The organism is Sphaerotilus sp. FB-3, assembly GCF_023706025.1.
In the GTDB taxonomy this organism is placed as follows: Bacteria; Pseudomonadota; Gammaproteobacteria; order Burkholderiales; family Burkholderiaceae_C; genus Sphaerotilus; species Sphaerotilus sulfidivorans.
The window spans coordinates 334742-352504 of sequence record NZ_BQWE01000011.1 but is presented as its reverse complement, the minus strand read 5'-3'; the positions used below and the strand labels follow the sequence as shown (position 1 = coordinate 352504).

Sequence of the window (17763 nt, the reverse complement as noted above, 5' to 3'; positions counted from 1 at the left end):
GGGGCGAAACCAGATTGCGCCACGTACGGCTAGGCACGCGCGCAAGCCAGAAGAATCACGGAGTATGCCGCCATTTCGGGCTCATGTCAACAAGCCCGATCCGGCCGAGGCCAGGGCGGCGATGCCGGCGCTCAGGTGTACACCTCGGCGTCGGGATCGGTGGCCTCCAGCTCGTAGCTGGCCGCCAGCATCGCCAGCCGCCCGACGACGCCATACATGTAGAAGCGGTTCGGCGCGCTGGCGCCCGGCTTGGCGCCGGCACGCGCCATGTGACCCGACTCCGCGAAGGCCAGCGGCACGAACTGCGCGCCCGGCGAGTTCAGGTTCTCGTCGATGCCCCGGTCGGCGTGCACCCGGTAGAAGCCGCCCACCACATAGCGGTCGAGCATGTAGACCACCGGTTCGGCCACCGCCTCGTTGATGCGCTCGCAGGTCGGCACGCCCTCCTGGATGATCACCTCGGTGACCTCCTGGCCGTCCTTGATGACGCTCATCTTGTTGCGGGTGCGGCGGTTGATCTCCTCGAGCTGCTTGGCATCGCGCACCGTCATGATGCCCATGCCGTAGGTGCCGTTGTCGGCCTTGACGATGACAAACGGCTTCTCGTTGATGCCGTATTCCTTGTACTTGCGGCGGATCTTGTTCAGCAGCGCGTCGACATTGGTCTGCACGCACTCGATGCCGCTGCCCTCGCCGAAGTTGACCTCGCCGCAGCGGGTGTACATCGGGTTGATCAGCCACGGGTCCATGCCCATCAGCTTGGAGAACTTCTTGGCCACTTCCTCATAGGCCTGGAAGTGGTTCGTCTTGCGCCGCACCGCCCAGCCGGCGTGCAGCGGCGGCAGCAGGTACTGCTCGTGCAGACCTTCCAGCACCGCAGGAATGCCGGCCGACAGGTCGTTGTTCAGCAGGATGGTGCAGGGATCGAAGTTCTTCAGCCCCAGGCGGCGCTGGCTGCGGATCAGCGGCTCGATGGTCAGCGTGTCGCCGCCGGGCAGCGCCAGCTCGGTCGGCGCGGTGATCTCGGGGTCGAGCGTGCCCAGGCGCACGTTCAGGCCGGCCTGCGTGAAGATCTGCACCAGCCGCGCGACATTGGTCAGATAGAAGCTGTTGCGGGTGTGCTTCTCGGGAATCAGCAGCAGGTTCTTCGCCTCGGGACAGATCTTCTCGATCGCGGCCATCGCCGCCTGCACCGCCAGCGGCAGCATCTCGGACGTCAGGTTGTTCCAGCCGCCCGGAAAGAGATTGGTGTCGACCGGCGCGAGCTTGAAGCCGGCATTGCGCACGTCCACCGAGGTGTAGAGCGGCGGGGTGTGCTCCATCCACTCCAGGCGGAACCAGCGCTCGATCGCCGGCACCGAGTCCAGCATGCGCGCTTCCAGTTCGTTGATCGGGCCGTTCAGGGCGGTGACGAGATGGGGAACCATGGTGGACGACCTGCTCAGGAAGAGGAAAGGGAAGGACGGATGAAGGGAATGTCGACGATTCTAGGAAGGTCTGCAGATGCGGGCAGGGGTCCAAAGCAAAAGGGGCCGCCCTGAGGCGGCCCCTTGCGGGTGCGGTCAGCAGACCGGCATCACTTCGAGTAGGCGGTCTCGCCGTGCGAGGTGATGTCCAGGCCCTCGCGCTCGTCGTCTTCCGGCACGCGCAGGCCGATGACCAGGTCGACGATCTTGAAGGCGATCACCGAGACCACCGCCGACCACACGATGGTGATCAGCACGCCCTTGGCCTGGATCCAGACCTGCGAGGCGATCGAGTAGGCGTCCGGGGCGACCATGCCGACGGTGACCCAGTCGGCGACGACGCTCGGGCCGCCCAGGTTCGGCGAGTTGAACACGCCGGTCAGCAGCGCGCCCAGGATGCCGCCCACGCCGTGCACGCCGAACACGTCGAGCGAGTCGTCGGCGCCCAGCATGCGCTTGAGGCCATGCACGCCCCACAGGCAGACGAAGCCGGAGATGAACCCGATGATCAGCGCACCGACGATGCCGACGTTGCCGGCGGCCGGGGTGATCGCGACCAGACCGGCGACCGCACCGGAGGCGGCACCCAGCATCGAGGCCTTGCCCTTCATCAGGCCTTCGCCCAGGCACCAGGCCAGCACCGCGGCGGCGGTGGCAGCGAAGGTGTTGATGAAGGCCAGCGCGGCGAAGTTGTTGGCTTCCAGGGCCGAGCCGGCGTTGAAGCCGAACCAGCCCACCCACAGCAGCGAGGCACCGACCATCGTCAGCGTCAGCGAGTGCGGCATGAAGGCTTCGCGACCGTAGCCGATGCGCTTGCCGATCATGTAGGAGCCCACCAGACCGGCCACCGCGGCGTTGATGTGCACGACGGTGCCGCCGGCGAAGTCCAGCGCGCCGTGCTGCCAGATCAGGCCGGCCTTGGCGTTCATCGCGTCGACCACGTCCTTCGAGGCATAGGCGTCAGGCCCCATCCAGAACCAGACCATGTGCGCGATCGGCGCATAGCTGAAGGTGAACCACAGCACCATGAACATCAGCACCGCCGAGAACTTCGCGCGCTCGGCGAAGGCGCCGACGATCAGCGCGCAGGTGATGCCCGCGAAGGTCGCCTGGAACGCCGCGAAGACGATCTCGGGAATGTAGACACCCTTGCTGAAGGTGGCCGCCGGCGCGAAGGTGCCCGCGACGTTGTCCCAGACGCCGTTCATGAACAGGCGATCGAAGCCGCCGATGAAGGCATTGCCCTCGGTGAAGGCCAGGCTGTAGCCGTAGACGAACCACAGCACGACGACCAGCGAGAAGGTGACCATCACCTGCATCAGCACCGACAGCATGTTCTTGGCGCGCACCAGGCCGCCGTAGAACAGGGCCAGGCCCGGCACGGCCATCATGATGACCAGCAGGGTGGACAGCATCATCCACGACACGTCGCCCTTGTCGAAGGTCGGTGCCGGTGCGGCGGCGGCAGCCTCGGTGACGGCAGAAGCCGCCTCGGCCACCGCGGAGGCGGCCTCGGCCACGGCAGGCGCGGACGCCGCGGCGTCCTGTGCGAGAGCGAGATCGGTCAGACCCAGGGCGGCCAGCCCCAGCGGCAGACCGGCGAGCAGTTTCTTGTTCATTGACATGGTTGTCTCGTCGGGCGGTTGATCAGAGCGCATCCTTGCCGGTCTCGCCGGTGCGGATGCGCAGAACCTGCTCCAGGGGCGTCACGAAGATCTTGCCGTCACCGATCTTGCCGGTGCGGGCCGCGCCCTCGATCGCCTCGATGACCCGGTCGACGATGCCGTCGTCGACGGCGGCCTCGATCTTGACCTTCGGAAGGAAGTCGACGACGTACTCGGCACCGCGGTACAGCTCGGTGTGACCCTTCTGACGTCCGAAGCCCTTCACCTCGGTGACGGTGATGCCCTGCACGCCGATGTTGCCGAGAGCCTCGCGGACCTCGTCGAGCTTGAAGGGCTTGATGATGGCAGTGACCATCTTCATGGCAGCTCCTGGTTGATCTGACTGACTGGTGATGGAAAGTGGCTGGGAGCCCCTGCTGCATCTTCCGTGCCATGCCATGCGCACGCCGACGCGCCATTGATACGCATCAGGACCACGCCCCGGACCGGCCCGCGATGCCACACGAGCCGGCATGTCGACCCATTTCGGTGCCATGGGAATGCACCAAGCTGGTTCCATACCCCCATCGGGGCGAGATGCAGCCCGTGATGCGCTTCGCACAATCCGCACAGGCCCGCGGCCGGTGCACCGTCCGCGCACAGACACCTGCTGCCGCGCACCACCATGTCGCTTGCCATCGTCCACAGCCGCGCCCTGCTCGGGCTGCAGGCCCCCGAGGTCACGGTCGAGGTCCACCTCGCCAACGGCCTGCCCTCGTTCACGCTGGTCGGCCTGGCCGACACCGAGGTCAAGGAAGCACGCGAGCGGGTGCGCGCGGCGATGCAGCACAGCGGGCTGGACTTCCCGCACAACCGGCGCATCACCGTCAATCTCGCGCCGGCCGATCTGCCCAAGGAGGGCGGTCGCTTCGACCTGCCGATCGCGCTGGGCATCCTGGCCGCGGCCGGCCACATCGATGCAGCGGCGCTCGACGGGCTGGAGTTCGCCGGCGAACTCTCTCTGGCGGGCGACCTGCGCCCGGTGCGCGGCGCGCTGCCGATGGCGCTGGCGCTGCAGCGCAGCGGGCGGAGCCGCACCCTGGTGCTGCCGCGGCGCAGCGCCGAGGAGGCTGCGCTGGTGCCGGGCCTGGCGCTGCGCTGCGCCGACCACCTCGACGAGATCGTCGAGGCGCTGCAGCCGGTCGAGCCCGGCGATCCACCCACCCCGGTGCTGCCGCGGCCGCGCCCGGTCGAGGTGCGCGCCGGCGCCGGCCTGCCCGACCTGCAGGATGTGCGCGGGCAGGCCGCGGCCAAGCGGGCGCTCGAGATCGCCGCGGCCGGGCGGCATTCGCTGCTGCTGGTCGGTCCGCCCGGAACCGGCAAGTCGATGCTGGCGCAGCGCCTGGCCGGGCTGCTGCCGCCGCTGTCCGAGGAGGAGGCGCTGGAATCGGCTGCGGTGCTGAGCCTGGCCGGGCGCTTCGAGCCGGCCGACTGGGCACGGCGGGTGCTGCGCTCGCCGCACCACAGCGCCTCGTCGGTCGCGCTGGTGGGGGGCGGCTCGCCGCCGCGACCCGGCGAGATTTCCCTGGCGCATCACGGCATCCTGTTCCTGGACGAGCTGCCCGAATTCCCGCGCGGCGCACTCGAGGCGCTGCGCGAGCCGCTCGAGAACGGCCGCATCACCATCTCGCGCGCGGCGCAGCAGGCCGAGTTCCCGGCGCGCTGCCAGCTGGTCGCCGCGATGAACCCTTGCCCCTGCGGCATGCTCGGCTCGACCGCCAAGCCCTGCCGCTGCACGCCCGAGGCGGTGCAGCGCTACCAGAACAAGCTGTCGGGGCCGCTGCTCGACCGCATCGACCTGCGTGTCGAGGTGCTGGCCATCCCGCCCGAGGAGCTGACCGGCGCGCCCGACGGCGAGCCCAGCCGGGCGGTGGCCGAGCGGGTGGCCGAGGCGCGCCGGCGCCAGCAGGCCCGCCAGGGCGGCAGCAATGCCGAGCTGGAAGCCGGCCAGCTCAACGAGCAGGTGCGCGCCGAGCCGGAGGCGACGCGCTTTCTCAACACCGCCGCCAGCCGGCTGGGCTGGTCGGGCCGCAGCCTGCACCGGGTGCTGCGGGTGGCACGCACCATCGCCGATCTGGCCGAGGCCGACACCCTCGGCGTGATCCATGTCGCCGAGGCGATCCAGCTGCGCCGCGCGCTGCCCGGCCGCTGACCCGCACGCACGCCGGGCGCCCGAGCGGCGACAATCGCGCCCCATGACGCCGCCCGCCTTTCTCGACAAGCTCTGCCTGCGCCGCGATCTGCCGGCGCGGCTGGCCGCCCTGCCCCGCCCGATGGTCTTCACCAACGGGGTCTTCGACATCCTGCACCGCGGTCATGCGACCTATCTTGCGCAGGCGCGCGCGATGGGCGCCAGCCTGGTGCTCGGGCTCAACAGCGACGCCTCGGCACGCAAGCTCGGCAAGGGGCCGGACCGCCCGCTCAATGCAGAGGCCGACCGCGCCTGCCTGCTGGCCGCGCTCGAGAGCGTCTCGCTGGTGGTGCTGTTCGACGAGCAGACGCCGTGCGAGCTGCTGACCGAGATCCGTCCCGATCTCTATGTGAAGGGCGGCGACTACGACATCGAGACGCTCGAGGAAACCCGCCTGGTGCGCAGCTGGGGCGGCGACGCCCGCGCGATCTCCTTCGTCGACGGCTACTCGACCACCGCGCTGGTGCGGCGCATCCGCGCCTGAGCGCGCACCGACTCGTTTATCTTCCTTCTCTCCACGCTGCCCCATGCCCGCACGCCTGCACATCGAGACCGACACCGCGCTGAGCACCGGCGCCGAGATCGCGCTGCCGCCCGGCCCGGCCCGCCATGTCCAGGTGCTGCGCATGCAGCCCGGCGAGGCGATCACGCTGTTCGACGGCCGCGGTGGCGAATGGTCGGCGGAGATCCTGGCGATGGGGCGGCAGTCGGTCGAGGTGCGCATCGGTGCGCATGACCCGGTCGACCGCGAGCTGCCGATCGACATCGTGCTGCTGGCAGGCATGCCGGCCAACGACCGCTTCGACTGGCTGGTCGAGAAGGCCACCGAGCTGGGCGTGGCGGCGATCGAGCCGCTGGTGTGCGAGCGCTCGGTGCTGCGGCTGTCGGGCGAACGTGCCGAGCGCCGGCGCGAGCACTGGCAGGGCGTGGCCCGCGCCGCGGCCGAGCAGTGCGGCCGCACCCGCGTGCCGCTCATCGCGCCGGTGCGCACGCTGGCACAGGCGCTGGGCGAGGCCAAGGCCGACACCGGAGCGCCGCTGTGGCTGCTGAGTCTGGGCGAGGCACGACCGCTGGCCGAGCGGGCCACCGCGCTGCGCACAGGTGGTCGGGTGCGGGTGATCAGCGGGCCGGAGGGCGGGCTGTCGCCGGCCGAGGAGGCGGCCGCGCGCGCGGCCGGTGCGGTGGCGGTCAGCCTTGGCGCCCGGGTGCTGCGCTCGGAGACCGCGCCGCTGGCGGTGCTGGCCGCGCTGGGCCTGCAGGAGCGCCTGGGGGCCTGAGCCGGATCAGGTCAGCCAGGTCGTCGTCGGCACGATCGGGGTGGCGGCGTGGATCGGCGCGGACAGCGCCGCCGTCGGCGGATCGTTCGGCAGCAGTGCATCGCGCACGGTGTCGCGCTCATCGAGGCGCTCGAGAATCTCGCGCACGAAGGTCCAGATCACAGGATCAAGCTCGACATAGCCCGGCTCGCCCGGTGCACGCAGCCAGTCGTCGAGCCGACGCCGCGACGCGCCCAGGCGCCGCGCGAACTGGTCGGCATCCATTCCCATGCGCTGCATGGCTTCCAGCAGGAAAGCCTGCTGGGTCTTCGGTTTCCTGTGCAAGGACATCGGATCCACCCTGATCTGGCAATTCAGTCTAGCGCTGCCTGCGGACTCCGACCCCTTTTGTCGATTCCTGTTGCAACTGACCGCAACATTTGTGGGCCATTCCCCCAAAAACGCTGAAGTTCCAGAGGAATCCACAGGAATCGGGGCCTTTTGACATGCATTCGCGCATCCCACCTCGACCTCGGATCAGGACGCCGGCAGATGCTCGCCGCCCAGCGCCTCGACCAGCGCGGGCAGCAGCCGGCGCAGCTCGGCGGTGGCGATCGCCGCATCGGCGTCGAAGCGCTCCTCCTTGGACACGCTGGCGTCGTCCTCGAACACGCCGTCGAGGAACTCGATGCGGCGGATCTGCAGCAGATCGGTCAGCGTGAAGGCAATGCGCGCGTTCCAGGTCAGCGCCAGCCGGGTCGGCACCTTGCCCTGGCGGATGTGCTCGCGCACCTCCTCGATGTCGAGCGGATGGCGGGCGTAGCGCACCACCGACTTCATCTCGTCGGGCGTCTTGAGCTCGCACTCGCGGTCGACCGTGAAGTCGGCGGCCGGCTCGCCGCTCAGCAGCCAGTCGGACATCACCGCCGCCGGCGACTCGTTCGTGTGCAGCGCCTGCACCGACAGGCCCGGCAGCGCCTTGACCAGCAGCGTGACCACCTCGTCGGCGCGGGTGGCGCTGCCGGTGTCGACGATCAGCCAGCGGTCGGTCGGCGACAGCCAGACACCGATGCTGGCGCGCTTGGTGAAGGCCTGCGGCAGCAGCTCCAGCAGCGCCTGCTCCTTGAGCTCCTTGGTCTGCCTGCGGCCCGGGCGGCGGCCGGTGGACTGCTCGAGCTGGTCGGCGATCTCCTCGGTGCGGCGCTTGACCACCGCGCCGGGCACCACCCGCTGCTCGACCATCAGCCGCAGCAGCCACTGGCCGGCGATCGACTCCAGCAGCGGCGCCTCGGCCGGGCCGCGCGGCGCCACCCAGCCGGCCGACTGCTGCTGCGTCGCGCCGCATTCGACGAAGCGGTCCTTGTCCAGTGCCGCCTCGGCCTGCAGCAGATCGGCGGCCCAGTCCGGGCCGATGCGGAACACCGTCAGGTTCTTGAACACTCGCGTCTTCCTTCCATGCAAAAGCCGTGATTGTCCTGCCCCCGCGGCTGCGGGTCGAAATTCACAAAGCAGGACATTTCACCCCCTTCTAGGTTCTGGACAGCACAAGGTCATGCAAAAAACGCATGTAACCCGCCTGTAATGGACAGACCCCCACCCCTACACTGCCCCGCGGGAGGCATCCCGAAAACCACGTAGGACAGCGCGTCCGCGATCGGCTTTCGAGATGCCTTTTTCAACCTAGGAGCCCTTCCGATGAACCAACCGCTGATGGCCGGCGTCACTGTGAACGCACCCGCCTACGTCAAGAACGCCAAGCTGATCGCCTGGGTCGCCGAAGTGGCCGCCCTGACCCAGCCGGACGCCATCTACTGGTGCGACGGCTCGCAGGAAGAGTACGACCGCCTGTGCCAGCTGCTGGTCGACGCCGGTTCCTTCAAGAAACTCAACCCGGCCAAGCGTGCCAACAGCTACCTGGCCTGGACCGATCCGTCGGACGTGGCGCGCGTCGAGGACCGCACCTACATCTGCTCGGCCACCAAGGAAGAAGCCGGCCCGACCAACAACTGGATGGCCCCGGCCGAGATGCGCAGCCTGCTGCAGACCGGCGAGAACGCGCTGTTCAAGGGCTGCATGAAGGGCCGCACGATGTATGTCGTGCCGTTCTCGATGGGCCCGCTGGGCTCGCCGATCGCCCACATCGGCATCGAGCTGTCCGACAGCGCCTATGTCGCGGTCAACATGAAGCTGATGACCCGCATGGGCAAGGCCGTCTATGACGTGCTGGGCACCGACGGCGATTTCGTGCCATGCGTGCATACCGTGGGCGCCCCGTTGGCCGAAGGCCAGAAGGACACGACCACCTGGCCGTGCAACCCGAAGACCAAGTACATCGTCCACTATCCCGAGACCCAGGAAATCTGGTCCTACGGCTCGGGCTACGGCGGCAACGCGCTGCTGGGCAAGAAGTGCTTCGCGCTGCGCATCGCCTCCACGATGGGTCGCGACCAGGGCTGGCTGGCCGAGCACATGCTGATCCTGGGCGTGACCTCGCCGGAAGGCAAGAAGAGCCACGTCGCCGCCGCGTTCCCGTCGGCCTGCGGCAAGACCAACTTCGCGATGCTGATCCCGCCGGCGGCGCTGGGCGACTGGAAGGTCACCACGATCGGCGACGACATCGCCTGGATCAAGCCGGTCGACGGCAAGCTGCGTGCGATCAACCCGGAAGCCGGCTACTTCGGCGTCGCCCCGGGCACGAACTTCAAGACCAACCCGAACTGCATGGCGTCGCTGGACAAGGACGTCATCTTCACGAACGTCGCGCTGACCGATGACGGCGACGTGTGGTGGGAAGGCATGACCGACGAGCTGCCCTCGCACCTGGTCGACTGGCAGGGCAAGGACTGGACGCCCGAGACCGCCCGCCTGCCCGACGGCAAGCTGCGCCCGGCCGCTCACCCGAACGCCCGCTTCACCATCGCCGCGACCAACAACCCGGCGCTGGACCCGGCCTGGGACGATCCGGCCGGCGTGGCGATCGACGCCTTCATCTTCGGCGGCCGCCGCTCGACCACCGTGCCGCTGGCCACCGAGGCCCGCGACTGGGTGGAGGGCGTCTACATGGCTGCGACGATGGGCTCGGAAACCACCGCTGCCGCCTTCGGCGCGCAGGGCGTGGTGCGCCGCGATCCGTTCGCGATGCTGCCCTTCGCCGGCTACAACATGAGCGACTACTTCCAGCACTGGCTGAACGTGGGCGCCAGGCTGCAGGCCGAAGGCGCCAAGCTGCCGTCGATCTTCTGCGTCAACTGGTTCCGCAAGGGCGCCGACGGCAAGTTCGTCTGGCCGGGCTACGGCGACAACGCCCGCGTGCTGCAGTGGATGCTGGGCCGCATCGACGGCACCGCCGGCAAGGGCACCGAGCACATCTTCGGCGTCAGCCCGAACTACCGTGATCTGAACTGGTCGGGACTGGACTTCAGCGAAGCCCAGTTCCAGAGCGTCATCAGCATCGACCGCGACGCCTGGGTGCAGGAAATGAAGCTGCACGGCGAGCTGTTCGAGCAGCTGGCCTACCACCTGCCGGTCGAGCTGAAGGCCACCCGCGAGAAGATCCTCGCCCAGCTCGAGGCCTGATCGCCGCCGCCGCCTCCGACACACAAGAGAGAGGCGGAGGAGACAGACCGCCAGGAAGGGCCTGCCAGCAATGGCAGGCCCTTCCTTCTTGGCGGGTCGATCGCGCGACCCGGCCTCAGGCCGACCTGGCCAGCAGCTCGAAGTGCTCGACCTGCGGCGGCTGCGCGAAGAACGGGCCGACGATGCCGCGCCATTCCAGGAAGGCCGGCGACTCGCGGAAGTCGACCGTATGGTTCTCCAGCGTCTCCCACCAGATCATCAGCAGGTAGCGCTCGGGCGACTCGATGCCCTTGTTCACCTTGAAGCCGGCGAAGCCCTTGGCCTGGCTGATGACGGTGTTCACGCCATGCTGGATCGCGGCGTCGAATTCGGCCTGGCGGCCCGGCTGGATGCGGATGTCGGCAACTTCGAGAATCATCGGAAGGATCTCCATCGGTGGGGATCCCGCATCGTAGCGGGTGGCGCGCCGGCCTGACCGCGGTCCTGCAGACCTAGAATCGACCGATGGCCATCCGTTCCACCGTCCACAAAGCCGACCTGTCGATCGCCGACATGGATCGTCACCACTATGCCGACCACAGCCTGACGCTGGCGCGGCACCCCTCCGAGACCGAGGAGCGCCTGATGGTGCGCCTGGTCGCCTTCGCGATGCACGCCGAAGAGCGCCTGACCCCGGCCGGCGGCATCTCCACCGAGGACGAGCCCGACTTCTGGCATCTCGACGACACCGGCTCGATCCGGCTGTGGCTGCAGGTCGGCCTGCCCGACGAGCGCCTGCTGCGCAAGGCCAGCGGCCGCTCCGACGAGGTGGTGCTCTACACCTACGGCGGCCGCAAGGCCGAGGCCTGGCGCCAGGACAACGCCGCGGCGCTGGCCAGGCTGTCGAAGCTCACCATCTGGTACCTGCCGGAAGACGAGTGCGAGGCGCTGCTGCCGCTGGTCGAGCGCACGATGCGCCTGGGCGCGACGATCCAGGACGGCCACCTGCTGCTGGCCGGCGACAAGGCCAGCGTCGAGCTCACACCGCAGCTCTGGCAGCGCGGGCAGGCGGGCTGAGGGCGGCAAGAAGCGCGCTCGGCTACCGGGGGAGGAAACAAACAAATGACGCATCCGATCGTCTTCATCAGCTACAGCCACGACAGCGACGCACACCGCCAGCGCGTGCTCGACCTGTCCGAACGCCTGCGCCGCGGCGGCTACGAAATACGGCTGGATCAATACGTCAACGGTAGCCCGCAGGAAGGCTGGCCGCGCTGGATGCTGAACCAGTTCGACGACGCTCGCCATGTGCTCGTCGTTTGCACCGAAACGTATTACCGGCGCTTCCGCGGCAAGGAGGCACCCGGCGTCGGCAAAGGCGTGGACTGGGAAGGCAACGTGATCACGCAAAAGCTGTACGACGACAAGAGCCTCAACAACCGTTTCATCCCGATCGTCTTCGAGCCAGCGGACACGGCGCACATCCCGGAGCCGCTGCGGCCGTACACCTATTACCAGCCGACCAGCGATGACGGCTATGAGCAGTTGCTCGATGCGATCGAAGGCACAGCCGGCATCGAACCCGCGCCGGTTGGCGAGCGCAAGCCTCGCACTCGAAAAACTGCTGCCCCAGGGCCGACCGCAGCCCCTCGATAGGCTCGCCGGACTCCCCCTGCCCACCGGCGAGCCCTGAAGAGGGCAGATACAGCCTCGACCGCATCCTCCAGTACGCCCCCAAGGAGCTGATCGGCCGCGACGCCGAAAAGGCCCTGATCTCCGACGCCTGGGCCAGAGCCCTGCGCGCCGAGACGGGCCGGCCGCACCTCCTGACCTTCGTCGCGCTGGGCGGCGAGGGCAAGACCTCGCTGGTGGCGAAATGGGCGGTTGACGAGATGCTCGCCAAAGGCTGGCCGGGGTGCGATGCGGCGTTTGCGTGGTCGTTCTACAGCCAGGGCACGCGCGATCAGGTGGCGGCCTCGTCCGACGCCTTCCTGAAAGCCGCGCTCGACTTCTTCGCCGACGACGATGCCGACCGCGCCTTCGCCGCCAGCGCCGCCGGTGCCTATGAGAAAGGTCAGCGGCTGGCCCGCCGCGTCGGCAGCCGGCGCAGCCTGCTGATCCTCGACGGCCTGGAGCCGCTGCAATACGCCCCGACGGCACCGACGGGCAGCACGTTGAAGGATCAAGGCATCGCCGCGCTGCTCAAGGGGCTAGCGCAGCAGAGCCGGGGGCTGTGTCTGGTGACCACGCGGTATTCGGTGCCGGATCTGAAAGCGTTTCGGCAGAGCACGGCGCCGGAGCATGAACTGAAGCGATTGAGCGCGGAGGCCGGCACGCACCTGCTGACCACGCTCGGCGTCAAAGGCGCGGCGCGGGAACTTCAGGCCACGGTGGAAGAGGTCAAGGGCCACGCCCTCACGCTGCAACTGCTCGGCACCTGGCTGCACGATGCGCATGCCGGCGACATCCGCCAGCGCCACCTCGTCAAGCTCGAAGAAGCCGACGCCGAGGAGCAAGGCGGCCACGCCTTCCGCGTCATGGCGGCCTACGAGACCAGCTTCGAGCGCGAAGGCGACTCGGGCCGCCGCGCGCTGGCCCTGCTGCGCATGCTCGGCCTGTTCGACCGACCCGTCACGGCCGACTGCTTCGACGCGCTGCGGCAGCCGCCGGTGATCGTTGGACTCACCGATCCGCTCTTTGCTGGCCGTTCGCAGGAGTCCCGATCAGGCGGATTCGGCGGCTGGGTGCGGCGACTCTTCGGAGCGAAGGGACGGATCACCTACGAGCGCGTGAGCACCGCAGTCATCAATGTCTCGCTCCAGCGCCTCGAATCCGCCCGCCTGCTCACCGTCCACCGCGAAGCCGGCACCGGCAGCCTGCTCAGCCTCGACGCCCACCCGCTGCTGCGCGAATACTTCGCCCGCCAGTTGCGCGCGCAGCAGCCCGAAGCGTGGCGGGCGGCGCATGGCCGGCTCTTCGAGCACCTGTGCGCCAGCACGAAGGAAGGCGACCGGCCCACGCTCGAAGACCTGCAACCGCTTTATCAAGCCGTGGCGCATGGCTGTCTGGCGGGATTGACTCTGCGGGCGTTTAGCGAGGTTTACTTCGCCCGCATCACTCGGGAGGACGATCGTTACATATTCAGGAAACTCGGCGCTTTCGGCCCGGATTTGGGTGCCGTGACGTGTTTCTTCGACCAGCCCTGGCAGCGGGTATCGCCGGCCTTGGCGTATGGTGACCAAGCTTGGCTGCTGAACCAGGCCGCCTTCCACCTAAGCGCATTGGGCAGACTAACCGAAGCCTTGGAACCGATGCGGGCGGCACTTGAAATGAGAGTTCAGTCGGAAGCTTGGAAAAGTGCGGCTATCACCGCAGGCAACCTGTGTGAACAGGATCTGACGCTGGGCGAACTGCCCGCAGCGGTGCAAGACGCAGAACAGTCCGTGAGCCACGCCGACCGCAGCGGAGATTCATTCATGCGCATGACCAGCCGTGCAACCCGGGCCAACGTTCTGCACCAGACGGGCCATCGGGCCGATGCATTGCTAGGCTTTCGCGAAGCCCAGCGGATGCAACAGAAGCGTCAACCCAACACTCCTCTGCTCTACTCGCTGCCAGGCTTTCGGTACGCCGATCTTCTCCTCGCCGACTGCGAGCGTGCAACATGGCAGGGTGCAGCCCTTGCCCAAACCAAGCCAGCGCAAGGAGCGGCAGCGCATCAGGAGACGCTGCACGCGGTGAGACAACGCTCAATCCAAAAGTTGAATTGGTCCGCCAGCGCGAACGGCGTAAGTCTGCTGGACATTGCCCTCGAACACCTCACCCTGGCCCGCACCGCACTCTTTATCGCCCTACTGACCCCGGCTGAACCCGACGCCACCGAACTCGCACAGGCTTGCAGCGAAGCAAACGCGGCCGTGGCAGACCTGCGCCGTGCTGGATTACAAGGCTACCGTCCCTTCGGCCTCCTCACCCGCTCTTGGATGCGCGCCATCACCGGCCCCCTCACCGGCCCCGACAGCGCCCAGGCCGACCTCGACGAAGCCTGGGACATCGCCGAACGCGGCCCGATGCGGCTGCACATGGCCGACATCCACCTCTACCGCGCCCGGCTGTTCTTCCGCGAAGCGCATTACCCGTGGGAATCGCCCGAGGTCGATCTGGCTGCGGCACGCGATCTGATCGAGCGCTGCGGCTATGGCCGCCGCAAGGAAGAACTGGCCGATGCCGAAGCTGCATTGACGCAATGGCGGTCAGGCACAGCCCAGGGCGATTGAGCGACACACGACAGCGCCACAGGCGACAATCGCGGGTTCGCGCTTGCAGCGCACCCGAACCGCGCCGTTCTTCCTCACCGCCATGTCCGACCTCACCCCCGAGATCCGCCGCCGTCGCACCTTCGCGATCATTTCCCACCCCGACGCGGGCAAGACCACGCTGACCGAGAAGCTGCTGCTGTTCTCGGGCGCGATCCAGATCGCCGGCTCGGTCAAGGCGCGCAAGGCCAGCCGCCACGCGACCTCGGACTGGATGGAGATCGAGAAGCAGCGCGGCATCTCGGTGGCCTCCAGCGTCATGCAGATGGAATATGGCGACTGCGTCATCAACCTGCTCGACACGCCCGGCCACCAGGACTTCTCGGAAGACACCTACCGCGTGCTGACCGCCGTGGACGCCGCGCTGATGGTGATCGACGCCGCCAACGGCGTGGAGCCGCAGACCCGGCGCCTGCTGCAGGTCTGCCGCGCCCGCAACACGCCCATCCTCACCTTCATCAACAAGATGGACCGCGAGGTGAAGGATCCGCTGGCGCTGATGGACGAGATCGAGCAGGAGCTGGGCATGACCGTCGTGCCCTTCACCTGGCCGGTCGGCATGGCCAAGTTCTTCCACGGCGTGATGGACCTGCGCGCCGACCAGATGCGCCTGTTCGCGCCCGGCGAGGACCGCGCCGGCGGCGACGAGGAAGTGCTGCACGGCCTGGAGAACCCGGCCCATGTCGAGCGCTTCGGCGGCCCGTTCGAGCAGGCGCTCGGCGAGGTCGAGCTGCTGCGCGAGGCCGCCCCCGAGTTCGACCACGCCGCCTTCCTGGCGGGCCGGCAGACGCCGATGTTCTTCGGCTCGGCGATCAACAACTTCGGCGTGCGCGAGATCCTGGACGCACTGGTCGAGCTGGCCCCGCCGCCGGGCAGCCGCCAGGCGCTGGAGCGCACCGTGCAGCCCGACGAGGCCAAGTTCTCCGGCGTCGTCTTCAAGGTGCAGGCCAACATGGACCCGGCGCACCGCGACCGCATCGCCTTCGTGCGGGTGTCCTCGGGCAAGTTCACCCGCGGCATGCGCCTGAAGGTGGTGCGCAACGGCAAGGAAATGCGCCCGCAGACGGTGGTGAGCTTCCTGTCGCAGCGCCGCGAGCTGGTCGACGAGGCGGTGGCCGGCGACATCATCGGCATCCCCAACCACGGCGTGCTGCAGCTCGGCGACACGCTGACCGAGGGCGAGGCGCTGCACTACACGGGGCTGCCCTTCTTCGCGCCGGAAAGCTTCCGCACGGTGGAGATCAAGGATCCGCTGCGCTCCAAGCAGCTGCGCCAGGGCCTGCAGCAGCTCGGCGAGGAAGGCGCGATCCAGGTCTTCAACCCGGTCTCCGGCGGCTCGCTGATGCTGGGCGCGATCGGCCAGCTGCAGTTCGAGGTGGTGCTGCACCGCCTGAAGAGCGAGTACGGCGTCGATGCGCGCCTGGACCCCTGCCGCTTCACCATCGCGCGCTGGATCACCTGCGACGACGAGGCCAAGCTGAAGAAGTTCATCGACTCCGAGCCGCTGCGCATCGCCTACGACGTGGTCGGCGCGCCGGCCTTCCTGGTGCAGTACAGCTCGGACCTGCGCGTGGCGCAGGAGCGCATGCCCGACATCCAGTTCCACGCGATGCGCGAGCACTCGGGCCGCGTGTTCGGCGCGGCGCCGACGCTCTGACGCGTCCGGCGGGCGGCTCAGCCCGCCTCGGGCGCGGCGCTCTTCCTGCGCGGCGTCGCTCGGGCCGGCGAGGCGCCCAGCAGCGCCTTGGCCGCCTCGATGCGCAGCGCCATCTCGACCCGCTCGTCGTTCATCACCTGCAGCAGGAAGGCCTGCGGATCGGTGAAGACGCTGGCGGTCGCGGCGGCGGGTGCGGAGGCGACCGGACCCGCTGCCGTCGGTGCGGCGGCGCGCGCGGCCACCTCGGGCAGCAGCACGGCGCATTCGGCCGCGCTGATCGAGCGCAGGCGCGACAGCAGCTCGGCCTGGCCCTCGGCGCGTGGCGGCACGTCCAGCCACGGCGTCTCGGCGAAGACCGGCGCGAGGTCGGGCGCGACATAGGCCGACCAGGCCTCATCGCCGAGCGCGGCCGGAATGCGCGGCACCTGGCGCTCGCCGTCGGCCGAAGGAATCAGCTCGACCCGGTGCGCCGGCACCTCGGCCAGATAGCGCAGGCGCAGCCGCTCGAGCAGCTCATGGGCCTGCGCGGGCGGCAGCGGATCGGCCAGCGAGAACCAGAGCTGGCAGGCGTCGGTGCCCGAGACGGCGATGCCCGGCGCCGGCCAGCCCAGCTCGTCCTGCACGCCCTTCCAGACCCGACCCAGCACCTCCCAGTCGGCCGGCCGGGCCAGCGCCAGCACCAGCGCACGCACCTGACCCTCCTCGCCGGGGCCGAAGAGGCGCTCGCGCTCGCTGCGCAGGCGCGGGCTGTCGATGTCGGCCGCGCTCATCAGGGCACCTCCACGCCGGCGCCGGCGCTCCAGATCTCATGCCAGGTCTCGGCGTCGAGCGTCAGCGCCTGCGCGGCCAGCGCCTCGTCGAGCGCCTCGAGGCGGCGGCTGCCGACGATCGGGCGCGGGCCGCTCGGATGGCGCAGCAGCCAAGCATAGGCCACGGTGGCGGGCGCGACGCCATGGCGCTGCGCGACCGCCTCCAGCACCGCGCGCACCCGCAGCGCGTCGGGCTCCTGCCCCGAGAACAGCCGCCCGCCGGCCAGCGGCGACCAGATCATCGGCCGCAGATCCAGCGCCAGCATCTGGTCGAGCGTGCCGTCATGCAGCGGCGCGCGGTGCAGCGGGCTCAGCTCGATCTGGTTGGTGGCCAGCGGCACCCACTGGTTGAGCATCGCGAACTGCGACATCGTGAAGTTCGAGACGCCGAAGTCGAGGATCTTGCCGGCCGCCTTCAGCCTCGCCACCGCATCGGCGATCTCGCCCGGTCGCATCAGCGGGTCGGGGCGATGGATCAGCAGCAGGTCGAGATGGTCGGTCCTCAAGGCCCGCAGGCTGTTGTCGACGCTGGCCATGAGATGCGCCGCCGAGGTGTCGTAGGACTTGACGCGGTGCGCCGGCCGCGCCGCGTCGACCAGCCGGATGCCGCACTTGCTCACCAGCTGCAGACGCGCGCGCAGATGCGGCGCCAGCGCCAGCGCCTCGCCGAACAGCGCCTCGACGCTGTAGCCGCCGTAGATGTCGGCATGGTCGAAGGTGGTGACGCCGCGCTCGAGGCACTGCTCGATCCAGCGCAGCCGCTCGGGCGCGCTCCAGCCCCATTCGGCCAGGCGCCAGCAGCCGGCCACCACCGGCGACAGGGCCGGGCGAGGGGAATGTTCGCTCATC

16 protein-coding genes are annotated in these 17763 nt (G+C 68.9%); 8 read left to right on the top strand and 8 right to left on the bottom strand.

Annotation, left to right across the window (positions count from 1 at the left end; translation table 11 throughout):
• Window positions 1-131: 131 nt before the first annotated feature.
• The 3 genes from gshA to NFT33_RS06665 all read right to left on the bottom strand — a co-directional run bounded on the left by gshA (window position 132) and on the right by NFT33_RS06665 (window position 3452).
• On the bottom strand, window positions 132-1427 hold the full coding sequence (gene gshA, locus NFT33_RS06675) for a glutamate--cysteine ligase (RefSeq protein WP_251674064.1): 1296 nt from the start codon (window positions 1425-1427) through the stop codon (window positions 132-134).
• A 149-nt stretch (window positions 1428-1576) separates the two neighbouring features.
• On the bottom strand, window positions 1577-3085 hold the full coding sequence (locus NFT33_RS06670) for an ammonium transporter (RefSeq protein WP_259373321.1): 1509 nt from the start codon (window positions 3083-3085) through the stop codon (window positions 1577-1579).
• A gap of 28 nt (window positions 3086-3113) precedes the next feature.
• Window positions 3114-3452 (bottom strand): P-II family nitrogen regulator, encoded by a 339-nt coding sequence (locus tag NFT33_RS06665; protein ID WP_149504671.1) that lies wholly within the window; start codon window positions 3450-3452, stop codon window positions 3114-3116.
• Between the two features lie 303 nt (window positions 3453-3755).
• Here NFT33_RS06665 and NFT33_RS06660 point away from each other — a divergent pair, with 303 nt between their 5' ends.
• The 3 genes from NFT33_RS06660 to NFT33_RS06650 are packed head-to-tail and all read left to right on the top strand — an operon-like array spanning window position 3756 to window position 6598.
• A complete protein-coding gene (locus NFT33_RS06660; RefSeq protein ID WP_220784503.1) occupies window positions 3756-5282 on the top strand; it encodes a YifB family Mg chelatase-like AAA ATPase in 1527 nt (508 codons plus the stop codon).
• Between the two features lie 43 nt (window positions 5283-5325).
• Entirely contained in the window at window positions 5326-5805 is a 480-nt protein-coding gene (gene rfaE2, locus NFT33_RS06655) for a D-glycero-beta-D-manno-heptose 1-phosphate adenylyltransferase (protein ID WP_149504673.1), read from the top strand.
• Window positions 5806-5848: 43 nt separating this feature from the next.
• Window positions 5849-6598, top strand: a complete 750-nt coding sequence (locus NFT33_RS06650; RefSeq protein WP_251674062.1) for a 16S rRNA (uracil(1498)-N(3))-methyltransferase — start codon at window positions 5849-5851, stop codon at window positions 6596-6598.
• A gap of 6 nt (window positions 6599-6604) precedes the next feature.
• Here the strand turns inward: NFT33_RS06650 and NFT33_RS06645 are convergent, their stop codons facing one another.
• Window positions 6605-6877 carry a hypothetical protein gene (locus tag NFT33_RS06645; RefSeq protein ID WP_220784506.1) on the bottom strand — a complete coding sequence of 91 codons (273 nt, stop codon included), beginning with the start codon at window positions 6875-6877 and terminating at the stop codon, window positions 6605-6607.
• A gap of 237 nt (window positions 6878-7114) precedes the next feature.
• Window positions 7115-8017, bottom strand: coding sequence for a recombination-associated protein RdgC (locus tag NFT33_RS06640; protein ID WP_251674059.1), 903 nt, complete (start codon window positions 8015-8017; stop codon window positions 7115-7117).
• Between the two features lie 255 nt (window positions 8018-8272).
• Here NFT33_RS06640 and NFT33_RS06635 point away from each other — a divergent pair, with 255 nt between their 5' ends.
• The gene (locus NFT33_RS06635) at window positions 8273-10153 is read left to right on the top strand and encodes a phosphoenolpyruvate carboxykinase (GTP) (protein ID WP_251674057.1); all 1881 of its coding nucleotides are present in this window, start codon (window positions 8273-8275) and stop codon (window positions 10151-10153) included.
• A gap of 115 nt (window positions 10154-10268) precedes the next feature.
• On the opposite strand, the gene NFT33_RS06630 is transcribed toward NFT33_RS06635, so the two are convergent.
• Window positions 10269-10571, bottom strand: a complete 303-nt coding sequence (locus tag NFT33_RS06630; protein ID WP_149504678.1) for an antibiotic biosynthesis monooxygenase family protein — start codon at window positions 10569-10571, stop codon at window positions 10269-10271.
• An 86-nt stretch (window positions 10572-10657) separates the two neighbouring features.
• Here NFT33_RS06630 and NFT33_RS06625 point away from each other — a divergent pair, with 86 nt between their 5' ends.
• The 4 genes from NFT33_RS06625 (at window position 10658) to NFT33_RS06610 (ending at window position 16105) form a co-directional block, all read left to right on the top strand.
• The gene (locus NFT33_RS06625) at window positions 10658-11209 is read left to right on the top strand and encodes a YaeQ family protein (protein ID WP_251674055.1); all 552 of its coding nucleotides are present in this window, start codon (window positions 10658-10660) and stop codon (window positions 11207-11209) included.
• A 45-nt stretch (window positions 11210-11254) separates the two neighbouring features.
• Entirely contained in the window at window positions 11255-11788 is a 534-nt protein-coding gene (locus NFT33_RS06620) for an SEFIR domain-containing protein (protein WP_251674054.1), read from the top strand.
• Window positions 11789-12000: 212 nt separating this feature from the next.
• Window positions 12001-14409, top strand: coding sequence for an ATP-binding protein (locus NFT33_RS06615; protein ID WP_251674052.1), 2409 nt, complete (start codon window positions 12001-12003; stop codon window positions 14407-14409).
• A gap of 82 nt (window positions 14410-14491) precedes the next feature.
• Window positions 14492-16105: a peptide chain release factor 3 gene (locus NFT33_RS06610; RefSeq protein ID WP_220784510.1), complete on the top strand. Its 1614-nt coding sequence runs from the start codon at window positions 14492-14494 to the stop codon at window positions 16103-16105.
• Between the two features lie 17 nt (window positions 16106-16122).
• Here the strand turns inward: NFT33_RS06610 and NFT33_RS06605 are convergent, their stop codons facing one another.
• Together NFT33_RS06605 and NFT33_RS06600 are read right to left on the bottom strand one after the other, a co-directional pair.
• Window positions 16123-16875, bottom strand: a complete 753-nt coding sequence (locus tag NFT33_RS06605; RefSeq protein ID WP_251674050.1) for a hypothetical protein — start codon at window positions 16873-16875, stop codon at window positions 16123-16125.
• Window positions 16875-17762, bottom strand: coding sequence for an aldo/keto reductase (locus NFT33_RS06600; RefSeq protein WP_251674048.1), 888 nt, complete (start codon window positions 17760-17762; stop codon window positions 16875-16877). The genes NFT33_RS06605 and NFT33_RS06600 overlap by 1 nt, the downstream gene beginning before the upstream one ends.
• Between the last annotated feature and the right edge of the window lies 1 nt (window position 17763).